Source organism: Candidatus Protofrankia californiensis (assembly GCF_900634765.1).
In the GTDB taxonomy this organism is placed as follows: domain Bacteria; phylum Actinomycetota; class Actinomycetes; order Frankiales; family Frankiaceae; genus Protofrankia; species Protofrankia californiensis.
Window position 1 is genome coordinate 1 of the sequence record NZ_CAAAFT010000002.1, and the last position, 15,273, is coordinate 15,273.

The 15,273-nt window shown below is 69.5% G+C and carries 13 protein-coding genes; 5 read left to right on the forward strand and 8 right to left on the reverse strand.

The features are described 5' to 3' along the window. The coding region (locus DD1DGNOD_RS00055; RefSeq protein ID WP_283234638.1) for a SpvB/TcaC N-terminal domain-containing protein at positions 1-4,238 on the reverse strand (4,238 nt) is incomplete at its 3' end. Positions 4,239-4,671: 433 nt separating this feature from the next. Between DD1DGNOD_RS00055 and DD1DGNOD_RS30995 the strand changes: the two genes are divergently transcribed. Further along, positions 4,672-4,866 (forward strand): PEP-utilizing enzyme, encoded by a 195-nt coding sequence (locus DD1DGNOD_RS30995; RefSeq protein WP_206442850.1) that lies wholly within the window; start codon positions 4,672-4,674, stop codon positions 4,864-4,866. Continuing rightward, the gene (locus tag DD1DGNOD_RS31000) at positions 4,854-4,988 is read left to right on the forward strand and encodes a hypothetical protein (protein WP_283234639.1); all 135 of its coding nucleotides are present in this window, start codon (positions 4,854-4,856) and stop codon (positions 4,986-4,988) included. The genes DD1DGNOD_RS30995 and DD1DGNOD_RS31000 overlap by 13 nt, the downstream gene beginning before the upstream one ends. Before the next feature lie 481 nt (positions 4,989-5,469). Here the strand turns inward: DD1DGNOD_RS31000 and DD1DGNOD_RS00065 are convergent, their stop codons facing one another. From DD1DGNOD_RS00065 to DD1DGNOD_RS00085, 5 genes are all read right to left on the reverse strand, one after another. After that, positions 5,470-6,627 (reverse strand): cation diffusion facilitator family transporter, encoded by a 1,158-nt coding sequence (locus DD1DGNOD_RS00065; RefSeq protein WP_131768968.1) that lies wholly within the window; start codon positions 6,625-6,627, stop codon positions 5,470-5,472. Between the two features lie 326 nt (positions 6,628-6,953). Next, on the reverse strand, positions 6,954-7,466 hold the full coding sequence (locus DD1DGNOD_RS00070) for an NUDIX domain-containing protein (RefSeq protein WP_131768969.1): 513 nt from the start codon (positions 7,464-7,466) through the stop codon (positions 6,954-6,956). A gap of 76 nt (positions 7,467-7,542) precedes the next feature. Then, the gene (locus DD1DGNOD_RS00075) at positions 7,543-8,940 is read right to left on the reverse strand and encodes a dihydrolipoyl dehydrogenase family protein (RefSeq protein WP_131769159.1); all 1,398 of its coding nucleotides are present in this window, start codon (positions 8,938-8,940) and stop codon (positions 7,543-7,545) included. Between the two features lie 210 nt (positions 8,941-9,150). Further along, on the reverse strand, positions 9,151-9,762 hold the full coding sequence (locus tag DD1DGNOD_RS00080) for a TetR/AcrR family transcriptional regulator (protein WP_131769160.1): 612 nt from the start codon (positions 9,760-9,762) through the stop codon (positions 9,151-9,153). Then, positions 9,759-10,223, reverse strand: coding sequence for a nitroreductase family deazaflavin-dependent oxidoreductase (locus DD1DGNOD_RS00085; RefSeq protein ID WP_131768972.1), 465 nt, complete (start codon positions 10,221-10,223; stop codon positions 9,759-9,761). The genes DD1DGNOD_RS00080 and DD1DGNOD_RS00085 overlap by 4 nt, the downstream gene beginning before the upstream one ends. Positions 10,224-10,695: 472 nt before the next feature. Here DD1DGNOD_RS00085 and DD1DGNOD_RS00090 point away from each other — a divergent pair, with 472 nt between their 5' ends. The 3 genes from DD1DGNOD_RS00090 to DD1DGNOD_RS00100 all read left to right on the forward strand — a co-directional run bounded on the left by DD1DGNOD_RS00090 (position 10,696) and on the right by DD1DGNOD_RS00100 (position 12,557). Further along, on the forward strand, positions 10,696-11,412 hold the full coding sequence (locus tag DD1DGNOD_RS00090) for a DedA family protein (RefSeq protein WP_131769161.1): 717 nt from the start codon (positions 10,696-10,698) through the stop codon (positions 11,410-11,412). 405 nt (positions 11,413-11,817) lie between these two features. Further along, a complete protein-coding gene (locus DD1DGNOD_RS00095; protein WP_131768974.1) occupies positions 11,818-12,360 on the forward strand; it encodes a YbhB/YbcL family Raf kinase inhibitor-like protein in 543 nt (180 codons plus the stop codon). 65 nt (positions 12,361-12,425) lie between these two features. Then, positions 12,426-12,557, forward strand: a complete 132-nt coding sequence (locus DD1DGNOD_RS00100) for a DLW-39 family protein (RefSeq protein WP_131769162.1) — start codon at positions 12,426-12,428, stop codon at positions 12,555-12,557. Between the two features lie 117 nt (positions 12,558-12,674). Here the strand turns inward: DD1DGNOD_RS00100 and DD1DGNOD_RS00105 are convergent, their stop codons facing one another. Together DD1DGNOD_RS00105 and DD1DGNOD_RS00110 are read right to left on the reverse strand one after the other, a co-directional pair. Beyond that, positions 12,675-14,396, reverse strand: coding sequence for a (2,3-dihydroxybenzoyl)adenylate synthase (locus tag DD1DGNOD_RS00105; protein WP_206442848.1), 1,722 nt, complete (start codon positions 14,394-14,396; stop codon positions 12,675-12,677). Continuing rightward, positions 14,396-15,273 (reverse strand): isochorismate synthase (locus DD1DGNOD_RS00110; RefSeq protein ID WP_131769163.1); only part of this gene is annotated, 878 nt, incomplete at its 5' end. The genes DD1DGNOD_RS00110 and DD1DGNOD_RS00105, both read right to left, overlap by 1 nt.

The window sequence follows — 15,273 nt, forward strand, 5'->3', positions numbered from 1 at the left end:
GTCCGGCCGAATCCGTCACAGTAGGAGAAGGTCGGCTGGATCCGGCTGTGGGCACCGGCGGGCAGCTCGGCGACATGCGTCTGGCGGGCCAGCGTGGCGACGGCCACGGGTCGTGGGTCCGGCTGGTCCCGCGTCCGCCAGTATGCGAACAGGTCGTGGACCAGCCGGGTCGTCGCCGTCCCCAGCAGGGAAGCCGCGTTCGCGAGCGGGTCGTCGAAGAGGGCGACGATCTGCGTCTCGTCGGGGTCGGGGTCGAGATCGCCGATCGTATCGCCGGTCAGCTGGCCGGGCTTGCCGTTGACCGCCGTGGCGACCACCAGCCCGAGAGCGTCGAACGCGACCTCGCTGGCGTTGCCGTTGGCGTCCGTCAGCCGGGTCGGCGCCAGCACCCGGTAGTTGTTGCTGGCCGTGACCCGGTTTCCGAGCGCGTCCACGCTCTCGACGGTCAACAGGTCATGGTCGTCGTGGCTGATGACGCTCTCGGTGCTCACCTGCGTGGTGTGGAACGGATCCCGCCGCCGACAGGGCAGGAAGAAGTGGCGGCAGGCATGGCGGTGTTCCTGCTCGGCCGTGTCCGCGGGGTCGGGGGACAGGAACGTCCGCCCGGTGGGCGCCCACCAGTGGCCGTCCGGGTCCGTGGCGGGGAAGCGGCCGTCGGCCTTCGCCCGCGCACCGCTCACGTAGCCGCCACGGTCGCCGTAGCCGTCGTGATCGCCGTGGTCGCCGGCCGCGCCGCCCAGGACGGCGTCCGGATCCGGCATCAGCGGGACGCCGTCGCGTCGGAACACCCGCGCCACCAGCCCGGCTGTAAGGGCCAGCTCGTAGCCCTCGCCCAGCAGCGCCCGAGGCTGCAGGACGCCCAGCGGCAGCAGCCCGGAGAAGTCGTCCGCCCTGTAGAGGGTGCGCACCGACTCGATGAGACGGCGTCGCCGCGGGCCGACGGCCGTCCCCTCGTAGGGCATCTCGTCGTCGAAGCGCAGCCGCACCCGGCCCGGCCCGGCCGGATCCGGTTCGCTGAGGTCCGATGCCCGGAACCGGTGCTGCGCGCCGGTCGGGGTGTACCCAGTCAGCTCGTAGCTGCGCGACTCGGCGGGCATCGGGGTTCGATGGTCGTCCGGAAAGGCGGCGACGTCGTCGATCGGGTTGGTGACGGCGTTTTCGCTGCAGGTGAGCAGCGAGACGGTCTGCCGAGCGCGATCAGTGGCGTCCGCCAGCGGCGACACCCGCCGGCCGTACGCGATGGTCGCGGCCTTCAGCACGTTGCCGAACGGGTCGACCTCGAGGGTGATCGTGTGCTGCACCCGTGGGTCGTCGGGGTCGCGCTCGTGGTGGCGGTCGACCGTCTCGGCCGGATGCGGCAGGAACACCGCATGCTGCCGGTTGACGCCCCGTGCCTGCAACAGCTGGACCGCGAAGCTGTGCTCGGAGACGGCGTACGGGTGCTCCTGACGCACACCGCCGTCCAGGGCGTAGACCTCCTGGCGCAGCATCGACCCGGCCAGGGCGCGGTGGGCCTCCCGGTGCTCGGTGTCCGTCAGGCCGCTGGGCGGCGGGGGCCCCGTCAGCGAGCCTGGCGGCAGGTGGGCGGGTCCGGCCGGGGAGCCGGTGTGGAACCACGTCCTCGTGAGCACGGCTGGCAGGTGGGACGCCGGGTTCTCGTTGTCGGCGAGGCCGCCGTCCGGCGGCAGGACACCGTTGCTCGTCAGCGCACCGATCTCCTCGGTGTCCCACGTGTCCACCAGGCCGAACCCGCGGAACTCACGTTCCTCGCCGTCGAAGTACCCGTGGTGATAGGCGTACCGGGTCACGAAGCGGTTGCGACTGATGCGGTCGTACGTCTCGACCCGCTCGACCACGTGCACCGGGAACGGCAGTCGGGTGACCCACGGCACGCCGTCGCGCCTGTCCTGGAGATAGAACTTCGTGGACGGCGCGTAGGTGACGGCGGTCTCGGCGCCGAGATTGTTGGTCACCCTGGTCAGGAGGTAGGGCTTGTCCCCGCCCATCAGGTTCACGTAGCGCAGCGGTCGGCTGGTGTCGTCCGGCAGCGGCGAGGACCAGACCAGGCACGCCGTCCCGTTGCCCAGCAGGTCGGCGGTGGTGATCGACACCATGTCGTCCACCCGCGGGAAGACGGTGAGGTGCACCGGCCCGTGCCAGCCGTTGCCGCACTGGTTGAAGTACAGCCGGACCCCGTCCCGGTGCAGGTAGATCAGGTCGGTGGTGCCGGTGCCGTCGATGTCCGCCAGCCGGATCCGCTTCTGGTCGAACTGGTCGGGGGCGTCGAAGGGCCCGACACCGTCCATCGTCACCTTGGCGCCGAACCGGCCGTATCCGAGGTTGGGCCAGTAGCAGACCTCCCCGTTGCGGATACGCACGAGGTCCGTGAGCCCGTCGCCACTGAAATCGGCGAGGTGGACGGACTGGGTACCGTCCGCGAAGACCAGGCGCGGGCCCGCATCCTCGTCGAGCGGCCGTGGCACCGGTATCGCGGGGCCGAATCCGGCCTCGGCCAGTGAAGGATGCCAGGTGAAGGTATCGTCCTCGATCACCAGTACGTCCGGGTGGCCGTCGCCGTCGAGGTCGACGAACCTGACGTCATCGTTGTTCAGGTCCCGGTGCAGCTGCGAGTCGAACGGCCGGAACGGTGACCAGCCGTCGTCGGCGTCATGCTCGTAGAGTCCGGTGACGGGGCCGTCGAGCACCACCAGATCCGACTGCCCGTCGCCGGCGAGGTCCATGAACCGGGCCGCCCCGACCCCGGTCGTCGACCGGTTGGGCCTGGCGGCGACCAGCTCGAGCGGCGCGAGGTCGACGGACCCGTGCGCCAGCGGGCTGAGATTCCGCTTGTAGTACCAGGCGTCCGCGCTCTCGGCGAGCAGGCCGGGAACGCCTTCACCGTGCAGGTCGACCCACTCGAAACCGCCACCCTCGATCCCGGCGGAGAGGTTCTGCAGGTGGGCGGGGCCGACCTCCTGCACCGTCCCGCTCACGACCGGTCGGGTGTAGTCGAATTCCAGCGGCGGCAGGCTCCGGCTGCGGTACCCCGCGCCGTCCCGGCGGTATCCGGTCCGGGTGACGGCGTGCAGCAGCGCGCCCCGGGATGCCGGTGGCCCGGTCGGGTCACCGGGCGCGGAGCCGTCCGGAAAGGAGTACTCCAGATCGGTGGAGTGGACCAGGCCGTCGTACCCGGCGACGCCGGCGAGCCGGTCGGGGAGGTGGGCGGGCTGGTCGGGGATGTGGTGGAACATCAGCACCCGTCGGCACAGCCGGGTGGCGCGCACCTCGAAGCCCGACCGGTAGGAGGAGAAGGGGTCGGGCCGGTGGTCCCAGACGCCCGTGTCGTCCGGTGCGGGGTTGTGGACGTCGTGCTCGCCATAGTCCAGCACGACCTCGAACATCCAGCGGGGGTCGGCGGCCTCCGCCGGCGGCAGGTCGGCGAGAAATCGCGGCCGCCTGCCTTCGGCGTCGAGTAACGGGCGGCGATTGGCGTAGCGGATCCGCTTCAGATACCGGTTGGTCCTGCGGACGGCGTCGCTGCGGTGGCGTTCGCAGGCGCGGCCCCGGTCGACCCCGGCATCGTCGTCCGGCACGTGCACGTAGCTGATGGCATTGCCCTTGTCGTCCCTGGACTCACAGATCAGCCAGCTGAAGACCCGTGCGGAGTCCTCCGGATCGGTGATCCGCGAGTCACCGTCCGTGCCGTAGACGGTGAGGACGTTGGCGCTGGAGATTGATCTCCAGTGCACGTCCCCGTCGTCGAGTCGCGTCCAGCGCTCGATCCGGGCGCACAGGGTGTCGACGCGCGGGCGGTAGCGCCGGATGGCGTAGCGCGGATCGGTCGTGGTGTCGTCCCTGAGTTCGCCGCCCGGCGCCAGGACAGGTACGAGATCCTCGGATCCGGAGAGGATGAAGACGTCCGACTCGCGGTCGTCGTCATACCGCGGCAGCCCCTTGTCGGTCTTGCGGGTGATCGCCGGGAGGGAGAGCCGCCAGCCGAAACCGAACACGCCGTTACCCGAACCGGAGTCGTATGACAGAGCCAATTGCGGGCCGAAGCCGGACCGGCCGGGACTCGTCGCGATCGGCACGTGCAGAGAACCGGTCCCGGTCACCGGATTTGCGGTGAACTTCTCGCCGATTCCACGGATGGCACCGCCCCCTTTGGGCAGGGTCGGGGGCACCGGCTGAGGCTGGTTCTCCCGCTCGGGCGGGGCGGGCACGTCACGCGTACTCACCTATGCGTCACCTGCGTTTCTCGGAAATGGCCACTTGAATCCGATCGTGAGAGGTCGGATCGTGGACATCTGTCCATCTGCACTGCGGCCCTGACCTGGCGCGATGAGCGTGAACGCTGCTGAGAATGCGGTGATGACGGCGGCGGCTTCATGCGCGCTCCGATGGGTCGCCAGGGTCGGATGTCGATCGGCGTGGCCTTGTTCCTGCAAATTTCCTACAAATGATCGCCGATAGTGGATAAATACCGTTTCTTTAACCCGAATCGCCTCGGTGCGACATTGATACACGCGTCGCCGGCGCTTCGTACGTCTCTGTCGGCCATTGGACGTCTGGGTGGGCTCCCTGACCGTGTCGTCAGGGAGCCCACCGGCGCAGCAGGTCCAAAGCTCCTTCTGAGTTTTTACGAACAGTGACGGCGAGGACGCGCCCGTGATGTCGATCGTCGCGGCGATCCTCACCGAGCTCGGCGGCGCGACGTCGCACGCCGCGGTGGTCAGCCGCGAGCTCGGCGTGCCCTGCGTGGTCGGCTGCGGTGCCGGGACGCTGATGACTCTGGAGGGCACCGTGGTGACCGTTGACGCCACCGCGGGCGAAGTGCTTGAGGGCAGTCTGTCGTGGCCCCGGTAAGCGTCAGGGACGAGCCCGATCTCGCGCAGCTGCTGGCCTGGGCCCGCGCCGAGCCAGGCGCCGATCCGGCCGCCTCACTGCCGGACCTGCTCGCGGCGCGCAGGCGTACCGAGCACTCGTAGGGCTCTGCTGCCGGCTCGAGTGCCGCAGCCCGGTCGCCGCCGCCCCACCACTCCGGGACATCCGTGGCCTCCCGCATCCTGCGGGAGCATCCTGCGGGACAAGCTGCCGGGCTCGCTCGCCACGCGGGTGCTCGGATGGGTCTGGTGCGTCACGTTCGCGACCGTGGGTGAGCTATGGCAGCGGGCCGAGATGCGAAGGCGGCGCTTGCCGGGGCCGCTTCGTGCCGATGGCATGCCAACCGGCGGGTCCTCAGAACGATCCGCGCTACTTGACCAACGCTTCGGCGGGTTTGCCGCCCGTCCGGCCTGTTGTCCACAGGCGGCAGGGGGCGGCGGGAGCGGGTCCACGCTGACCAGTGATGACCAGCGTGTGCACGTTCGACCGGTCCTTGACCGCTGCCGTCTCCAGCAGGAGATGGGCACCTGGTGACCATGCGGGCGGATCACCCGCTGCGCCGTCCCCCGGACATCCAGGCCCGCCTCACGGGCCGGCGTTGCTGGCGAGGGAGCGTGCGAGGACGCCGTGGTGGGCGAGCAGTGCGTGCGGGTGGTCAGCGTCGTGCGCTGCCGGGTGGTCGGTGTGGACGGTCGCGGCGGCCAGCCGCGGTACGGCATGGATGAGGGCGTGCTCGGCGGTCACGGCGATCGCGTGCGCATCGACGACGGTGAGTTCCCCGGGGACGACGATGTCGGCTTCGGCGTGCAACCGGTGGCCGATCCAGCGCAACCGGACCCGGCCGACGGCGCTGACACCGGGGGTGGCCCGTAGCGCGGCCTCGGCGGCATCGATCAGGTTCGGGTCGACAGCGTCCATAAGGCGCCGGTAGACCCCGCCTGCGGCGTCACGAAGCACGGCGATGATCGCGACGGTGATGACCAGGCCGATGACCGGGTCGGCCGTGTCCCATCCCGCGGCCACGCCGGCGGCGCCCAGCAGCACGGCCAGGGAGGTGAACCCGTCGGTGCGGGCGTGCAGCCCGTCCGCGACCAGCGCCGCCGACCCGATCTTCCGTCCGGTGCGGATCCGGTACCTGGCCACCAGCTCGTTGCCGGCGAACCCGACCAGCCCGGCCGCGGCCACCGCCGGCAGGTGGGTGACTGCACGGGGATGCAGCAGGCGGTCGACGGCTTCGTAGGCGGCAAGGCCCGCGGATGCGGCGATCGTCGCAAGGACGGCGACACCGGCGAGGTCCTCGGCGCGGCCGTAACCGTAGGTGTAACAGCGGGTTGCCGGCCGTCGGCCGAGAACGAACGCGACGCCCAGGGGCAGTGTGGTCAGTGCGTCCGCGGCGTTGTGGATGGTGTCCCCGAGCAGTGCCACCGACCCGGACAGCGTGACGATGACCATCTGAAGGGCAGCGGTCGCCCCGAGCACGGCCAGCGATATCCACAACGTGCGGATGCCCTCGGCGGACGTCTCCACAATCGGATCCACCCGGTTCGCCGTGTCGTGGGAGTGCGGCACCAGCCGGTGAGCCAGCCGGTACCGCCACCGTGCACCATCCCTGGGCAGTGCACCGGTGTTATCACCATGACTGTGGTCGTGGTCGTGGTTGCGCTGAGTGTCACAGGTATCACGGAGATGGTGAGCGTCATGGGGATGGTGTCCGGCGGCCGAGGTCCGCTGCTCATGCGCCATACCCGTACGCTGCCACGAAAGGATCATTGCGGCGACGGTGCAGCACACGGATCCATGCAGGTGCGGATTCGCGCAGGTGCAATGGTGTTGCTGGACGGGCCGACCGACTGCGCCGTTAACGCCGGCCCCGCAGGACCAAAGGCGGCGCGATCATGTTTTTCTCCCGCTCGGGGTTCCTGCCGGATCGGTGAAGCCGGTCTGGGAGGTCCGGGCGGCCCAGGGTCCCCGGGCCGCCCGGAGAGCCTGACGGCCTCGGATCCGCCCATCCGGCCAACCGGTCAGGCATGCGGCCAGGCGGTCATCCGGCCAGTCAGGCAGGCGCTCGGTCAGTCAGCCGTGGTTGCGGGCGGCCGGCCATGCTGGAGGTAGGCGGTCCGACCGGTGCGCAGGGCGTCGGCGCAGGCGTGGATGCGCTGGGCCATGTACGGCGCGAGGAGCTGGTCGCATTCCGTGGGAGTGCACAGCCGCCAGGCGGTCAGTTCGTCGGCCTGCAGGTGCAGGCGGTGTTCGGCGTCGTGGGCGGTGAGCGTTCCGCCGTCGAAGACGAAGTTGACTAGTGCCGGTCGTCCGTCGTCCTGGGGTGGCACCCAGTCGACTGCCAGCAGCCGCCCGGGGCGCAGATCCAGCCCGAGCTCTTCCTTGATTTCTCGCCGTGCGGTCTCCCACGGGTATTCTCCCGCCTCCATGTGGCCGCCGGGGATGAGCCAGGTGTCGGTGCGGTAGGACGGTTGGACGAGCAGGACACGGTCGTCAGGATCGCGGAAGAGGACGCCGGCCCCGGCGATCGAGCGGGGAAGCGTCGCATAGAACTCCGCCGGAGGCAGTCGCGCGCTGGTCACGTGAAGTGATCTTAGCGGATGTAGCGAGTTGCTTCGGCACGGTCAGTGGATATCGGCGCCGTTATGCGACAAGGATCTACAGGCCGCATTGCTCGAGTAGGTGTAGCCAGACCTCGCTGACCGTGGGGAACGACGGCACCGCATGCCACAGCCGGTCCAACGGCACTTGCCCGATGATGGCGACGGTTGCGGCGTGCAGCAACTCCTGCACGCCCGGTCCGACGAACGTCGCTCCGACGATCACTGAACGCTCGGAATCGATGACCAGTTTGCTGGTTCCGGTGATCCCGGTGCCCTGCACCTGAGCTCCTGGCAGGTCACCCGTGCCGTAGGTCACGACCCGCACCGGCAGACCGGCGTCTTGTGCCTGTTGCTCGGTCAGGCCCACCGCGCAGACCTGGGGATCGGTGAAGACCACCCGCGGCACCACGTCCGTGGCGGCCGGGACGTCGCGGCCGAGGATGACGTCGGCGGCGAGCCTGCCCTGGTACTTGCCCATGTGCGTCAACAACGCCCGGCCGTTGCAGTCACCCACGGCGTAGAGCCAGCCTTCGCCCACCCCGGTGGCTCGCATCCATCCGTCGACGTCGACGAACCGGTCGGAGGCCAGCCCGACCACCTCCAGGCCCAGATCCGTCGTCGCCGGTTGGCGACCGACAGCGACGAGGATCTCCTCGGTGCTGATCCGGGCGCCGTCGGCCAGCGTCGTCACCACCGTCCCGGCATCGCCGTCCCTGCGTGCGGACGCCAGCGGCACGCCGATGATCACCTCTATACCCGCGGCCTGGAACGCCGCGCGCAGCTCCTCCCCGGCGAACGGCTCCTCCCGCGCGAGCAGCCGCCCGGCACCCTCGACGATGGTCACCCGTGGGCACCCGAGCCGGTGGAACGCCTGTGCCATCTCCACCCCGGTCGCGCCTGCACCGACCACCAGCAGCCGGCGCGGCACGTAGGTTGCCGCGGTGGCGTTCCGGTTGTCCCACGGACGCACGTCGCGCAGGCCGTCAACCGGCGGGACGGCCGCAACCGTCCCGGTCGCGAGGACCACCGCCCGTCTCGCGGTCAGCCGCCTGGTCCCGTCGTTGCCGGTGACCTCGACCATCCGGGTCCCGGCCAACCGGCCTACCCCGCGAAACAATGTGACCTTCCTGCTACTCAGCCAGGACACCTGGCCGCTGTCGTCCCAGCCGCTGGTCATGTAGTCACGCCATGCAAAGGCCGCGGCGGCGTCGGCGGTACCGGTGACCGCCTGTGCGGCGCCGGGAACACGGCCGGCCGCGGCGAGTACGTCACCAGGGCGCAGCAGCGTCTTGCTCGGGATGCATCCCCAGTACGAGCACTCCCCGCCGACCAGCTCGCGCTCCACGACCGAGACGGCGAGCCCGTTGTCCGCGCATCGGCCCGCGACGTTCTCCCCCGCCGGCCCGGCCCCGATCACGATCACGTCAGCCTCGTGCATGTCGGCCTCGTCCATGTCGGTCCTCCTACGCGCCTGCGGACTATGCCCGGTAGACCAGGGGGTACCCGCTGGAGAGCCACCGGCAGCGCGATCATGCTTTTTTCGCGCTGGGAGGTCCGGGAACCGATCTGGGAGGTCCGGGGGCTCAGGTCCCGGGTCACTCCGAGGGGAGATCAGGCGCATGGAGACAGGCCTGCACCCGATCGTTGTCAGTGGACCTCGGCCTCAGGCCCGGGGGGCGGGTGCGACGGCGCTGGTCGCGGATCGTGACCTGCACGCGGACACGAAGGCGTCGGCGCCGGCATCCCAGGTCCGCTGCAGATCGGAGCCGTCGGGGAAACGCTGGTCCAGCTCAAGGATGACCATGCCGTGGGCGAAGGAGAACATGGCCTGCGCCACCTGCGGGTCGCCGGTTGCCAAGAAGAACGGTTCACCGGACCAGTCCTCCAGGCTGGGTGTTGTCGAGCCGCGGGGCAGGCGGGAGCCGGTGGCCAGGCGGTACAGATTCGGGTGGGCAAGGGCATACTCACGGTAGGCGGCCAGGACGCTCGCGACGCTCCCCGTCGGTCCGGGGTGACGCACCGCCTGATGCAGAGCCAGGCCGATCTCGGCCAGTGCTTCATCGACCAGGGCCAGCTCGACGGCGTGCTTGCCCGGCAGGTGCTTGTAGATGGAGGGCGCCTGGATGCCGAGCTCGGCGCCCATCCGGCGCATGGTCAGGGCGTCGGCCCCCTCCGCCTCGAGCAGTCGCCTACCCGCGGCGATGATCTCCGTGGCGCGGGGGCTGAATGCATGCGGTCGTGACGGTGCGCACAGGACTGGATCGGATTGCGTCATGCGAGCGGGTCGAGGGCGAACACGGGATGCCTCGGCGCGATGCGGGCGACCTCCTCGTCGGTCGAATCCGCGCTGACACCGTCGAAGAACACCCCCACCTCAGCCTTCCAGCGGCGGAGATAGGCACGCAGGATCGGTGCTTTGTCCGTATCGGCGACCTCGTGGGCGGTTCGGTGCTCTCGGCGGCGTCCGAGCAGGATGTCGAGGTTGCCGTCGGCGGCGCGCAGGTTACGTACCCACTGGGTCTCGCCTCGCGGCGCGACCAGGTACTGCCTGCCCTCATGGCTGAGCAGGTTGACCGGGACCCGGCGGGGCTGCCCGCTGGTTCGTCCCTTCACCTCCAGGACGCGGCTGCCCCAGATGCTGATACCGGCCCGGGTGAAGCTCGCGACCAGGTTGTTGGCGACGTGCTGGGTGAATCGGCCAGGCTTGCGGTAATGGGTCTCGGACGCGTCGGGCATGATCGAATTCCTTCGGCCTTGGCGATGTCATCACGCGGCTAACGGCGTTAGCCACAAGCTAAGCTAACACCGTTAGCTGCGTCCATCGTGCGGGTGCGGTCCATCGTGTGGTTCCACCGCGCATGCGTGTGCCCGCTCGAATCGGCCGGCGACGCTCCGGCGTCGCTATGGAGCACGGCAGACGCGGGGCACGCCAGGTGTGGATGTCCGCACCGGCGTGATGGGACATCACGGTAGGCCGAGGTACCTCCCGCGGCCCTACTGGATACGCTGTCGGACAGCCAAGCTTTGATCCGGTGAGCCGGCAGGCATCCAGCAGTGCGGACAGTAATGATCGTATTGCTTTCCGCTGGTCGTGCCACTCGGGTCGGCGTTGGTTTGTTGCCATCTTCGAGGAGTGCCCGGTCGAGGCGGGAACCGAATCGGCCGCCAGCCGCCTTGGTGTCCCGAGTCGCTCCGGAGGCCTGCCACTGTGTTGACCGCGTCCGCGCTTGCTTCGACAACTCTTGCGCTTGGCCCGAGCTTCCTGGATACGGAGCATCTCGCCAAGGCGGGTCTGATCGTCATCCTGCTGATCGTCTTTGCGGAGTCCGGCCTGCTGGTCGGCTTCTTCCTGCCGGGTGACTCACTGTTGTTCACGGTGGGTCTGCTTGTCTCCAACGGCACGCTGTCCACCCCGCTGTGGCTGGCCTGCGTGCTGATCTCCATCGCCGCGGTCGTCGGTGACCAGACGGGATTCCTGTTCGGGCGCAAGGTCGGCCCCACGCTCTTGCGGCGTCCCGATTCCCGGCTGTTCAGGCGGGAGAACGTGGAGAAGGCCCATGACTTCTTCGAGCGCTACGGCCCCCGCTCGGTGATCCTCGCCCGCTTCGTCCCGATCGTGCGGACGTTCACCCCGATCGTTGCCGGGATCAGCGGCATGAACTACCGGCTGTTCGTCACGTTCAATGTCATCGGTGGGCTGCTGTGGGGCACCGGCGTGACAGTGATCGGTTATTTCCTCGGGAAGGTCGACTTCATCGCGCACAACGTCGAGAAGATCTTTATCGGCATTGTGCTGCTGTCGGTCATCCCGATCGGATTCGAGCTGCTGCGTGCCCGGCGCCGGGGTGCGCGTCCCGCTCGGGGTTCGGCTCCGGCCGAGGCCCGGCACTCCACCCGGTCACGGTCGACCACCGGGAGCGACTGACCGGCCATGAGATCCCGGCCGGTGGGGCGGTCGAGCTGCCGCTGCGTGGGAAGCAGGGTCTTGGAAGCGGGGCCTTGGAAGCGAAGTCCCGGTGGGGGGCCACCGACACGGGGGGAGTCGGTAGTCACCCCACCGGGACGTTCCCACCCTAGCCGTCCAGAGCCCGGTGCGTCCCACCTGGTGCCCAAAAAACCGCAACGAAGCCGTCTGCCCTCCGAGATCAAATTAACAGATCCCCATCTGTCACTAACAATCCTTTTTAGGGAGCCATTCCTCATGCCCCGAGTGTTCGGTCGTGGTCGGAGGGTGATACACGGTTGACGGTATTCCCCGAGGCGTCCTCGTCATGATCCTCGGGCGGTCCTCGTACCGGCCGTCGGAGAACTACAGAAGTGAGGTTGGCTGATGTCCCTGCTTGACCGCGGTACTCCCCCGGACCCGTTCGACGTCCTCCCCGTCGTGCCGTCGTTCACCCTCACCAGTGACGACTTCGCGGACGGGGACGCTCTCACCAAGGAGCTCGTGCACACCACGGCCGGAGGTGGGAACGCCTCGCCGCACCTTCGCTGGGCGGGGTTCCCGGAACAGACGCAGAGCTTCGTCGTCACGTGCTTCGATCCGGACGCCCCGACCGGCAGCGGCTTCTGGCACTGGTCCCTGGTCGACATCCCGGCCACGGTGACCGAACTGCCCCACGGGGTGGCAAGCGGTGATCTTTCTGGCCTGCCGGCGGGTTCCTTCCACGTCCGCAACGACTACGGGACAGCCGAGTACGGGGGTGCCGCGCCTCCCCCAGGTGACCGTCCACACCGCTACGTGTTCGCGGTGCATGCGGTCGACGTCTCCTCGCTCGGCGTCGACAGTTCCGTCTCGCCCGCGGTGGTGGGGTTCAATCTGGTGTTCCACGCCCTTGCCCGGGGTGTGCTGCGGGCCACCTACCAGCGTTGACAGCTCCTGGCATGTCACCACCATGGCGGTGGGCAGGATTGCCGGACGCGGGTAGGTTGACGGACATGCTTCGTAAGCTCGTTGTTCTTGCGGTTGTCGCTGGTGCCGGCGCGGTGGCGACCGTTGTCCGTCGTCGGCGGGGTAGGGACGAAGTCGACCTCTGGCACGAGGCGACCACCGCCATCAACACGAACTGATCTCTGGTCCTGATCCGCCCCGGTCGGATCCCTGACGTCACGGCGGCTGGGCCTGGACCTGGATCTGGACCTCGATCGGGTCGGCTGCCGTGACGTGGCGTGGTGAGGCGTGCCGTCTCACGTCCTCGGCGTGAACGTCGCGCCCAGCCTCACGCGCAGCTGCGCTCGGCTGGTCTTCCCCACCGCGGTCTGCGGGAAGGATTCGACAAACGTGAAACGGTCCGGGATCTTGTAGGTGGCCAGGCCACGGGCGCGCAGAAACGCTCGCAGATCCGCCGCGCCCGGCCGGGGATCACCCCGGGTGATGGTGAACGCGCAGATCCGCTCACCCAGGAAATCGTCGGGCACACCGACGACGGCGACGTCGTGCACACCCGGGTGGGCCAGCAGGTGGTTTTCCACCTCCTCGGCGGAGACCTTCTCCCCTCCCCGGTTGATCTGCTCCTTGGCCCGGCCCTCGACGACGAGGTGCCCGGAGGGGACCTGGCGGACGATGTCACCGGTGCGGTAGAAGCCGTCCGCGGTGAAGGCGGTCCGGTTGTACTCCTGCGCCCGGTAGTACCCCCGGATGGTGTAGGGGCCGCGTGTCAGCAGATGTCCCGGCTGCCCGGGCGGGACGTCCCGCTCCTCCTCGTCGACGATGCGGATCTCATCCTGCGTGCTGAGCGGTCTGCCCTGGGTGGTCACACAGATGTCGTCCGGATCGTCGAGGCGGGTGTAGTTGATCAGACCTTCGGCCATCCCGAAGACCTGCTGCAGGGTGGCCCCGAAGGTCGGCTGGACACGCCGGGCGACCTCGGCGCCGAGCTTCGCGCCACCGACCTGCACTACCTGGAGGCTGGACAGGTCGTGCCCGCCGGCGGCCGCGGCGTCCATCCACACCAGCGCCAGCGGCGGGACCATCGCGACGATCGTCACGCCCTCCCGTTCGACCAGGGCGAGCCCGACGTCCGGGCTCGGTGTCTCGGCAAGCACGACCCGACCTCCCGCGTACAGCGTCCCGAGGATGCCGGGTGCGCTCAGCGCGAAGTTGTGGCCGGCCGGTAGGACGGTCAGACAGACACTGGTGGTGTCCAGACCGCAGAGCTCGGCGCTGGCCGCCGCGTTGTAGAGGTAGTCGTCGTGGGTGCGGGGGATCAGCTTCGGCAGCCCGGTGCTGCCGCCGGATATCTGCAACAGCGCCACGTCGGACGGGTCGGGGTCGAACGTATCGGGGTCGAACGTATGGGGGTCGGCCGCGGTGTCGGCGTCCCGCGGGCCGCTCCCGCCGTTGCGGTCATTCTGGTCGTTTCCGCCGTTGCGGCCGTCCGCGCCGCTTCCGGCGTCCGCGTCCACATCCGCGAGCGCGGTGAAACGGCCGGGGTTGCCGGCTACCAGAACGTGACGGACATCGGGTGCCGCTTTGCACACGTCGTCGGCGAGTTCCCGGTAGTCGAACCCACCGTGATGGCCGGCGATGATGTAGGCCGTCGCCTCGGTGATCCGGCAGAAGTGGATGATCTCGTTCGAGCGATGGGCGGGCATCGCGAACACTGGGACGGCGTCCAGGCGGAACATCGCGAAGCAGACCGCCACGAACTCGGCGATGTTCGGAAGCTGGACGACGACCCGGTCCCGGGGTCTGATCCCGAGCCGGGCCAGGCCGTTGGCGAGCCGGTCGGCACGGGCATCGAGCTCCTGGTAGCTCCAACGGTGCTCACCGGCGACCACCGCGATCGCCGCGCCGTGGGTGGACGCGCGATCGCGCAGCATCCGCGACAGTGACGTTCCCCGCCAGTAGCCGGCCCGGCGGTACCGGGCGGCATACTCCTGCGGCCAGCCCACGCTGCCTGCGAGCATCAGCTATCCCGTCTGTTCGTCGGTTGGGCGACCTGGGCCTGCCGGGGGGCGTCCACGCTCGTTGCCGTGACGTCCACGCCCATCGCCGTCAGTAGCGTGCGGAACTTCGCCGACGTCTCGGCGAGCTCGTCGGACGGTTGGGAGCCGGGCACGATTCCGGCACCGGCGAACAGCGTCAGGGAGTTCTCGTCCGCCTCGGCACATCGGATCGCCACGGCCCACTCACCGTCACCGGAGGCGTCGCACCAGCCGACCAGCCCCGTGTAGTGGCCCCGATCGAACGGCTCGATCTCGGCGATCGCGCGCCGCGCCGCCGCCGCCGGCCACCCGCACACCGCCGGGGTCGGGTGCAATGCGGTCGCAAGTGTCAGGGACGACACCTGTGGGTCGGCGAGCCAGCCACTGATCCGGGTGGACAGGTGCCACATGGTCGCCGTGCGTATCAGCGACGGCCGGGCTGGGACGTCGAGATCGAGGCAGTACGGTCGTAGCGTGCTCACGACCGCGTTGACGACCACGGCGTGTTCGCGGACGTCCTTGGCGGAGGTCAGCAGGTTCTGCGCCCGGCGGTGATCCTCCGCCGGGTCGGGGCTGCGGGCGGCCGACCCGGCCAGGGGGTTGGTCACGACGAGCCGGCCGCTGCGGGAGACCAGCATCTCCGGACTCGCGCCGAGCAGCGTGCGCGCCGATGCGCGGCCCGTCCCGCCGCTCGCGTGGATTCCGCCGGTCGTGTGGATTCTGCCGGTCGCGGTGCTGCCGGCGGCGCCCGGCCCGGTCGCCGGACCCGCCGGGATGGTCGGACCCGCCGGGATGTCCGCTGCGAAGACGTAGCAGCCCGGGTCGTTCGCGGCCAGCGCCCGCAGCACCGTGCCCACGT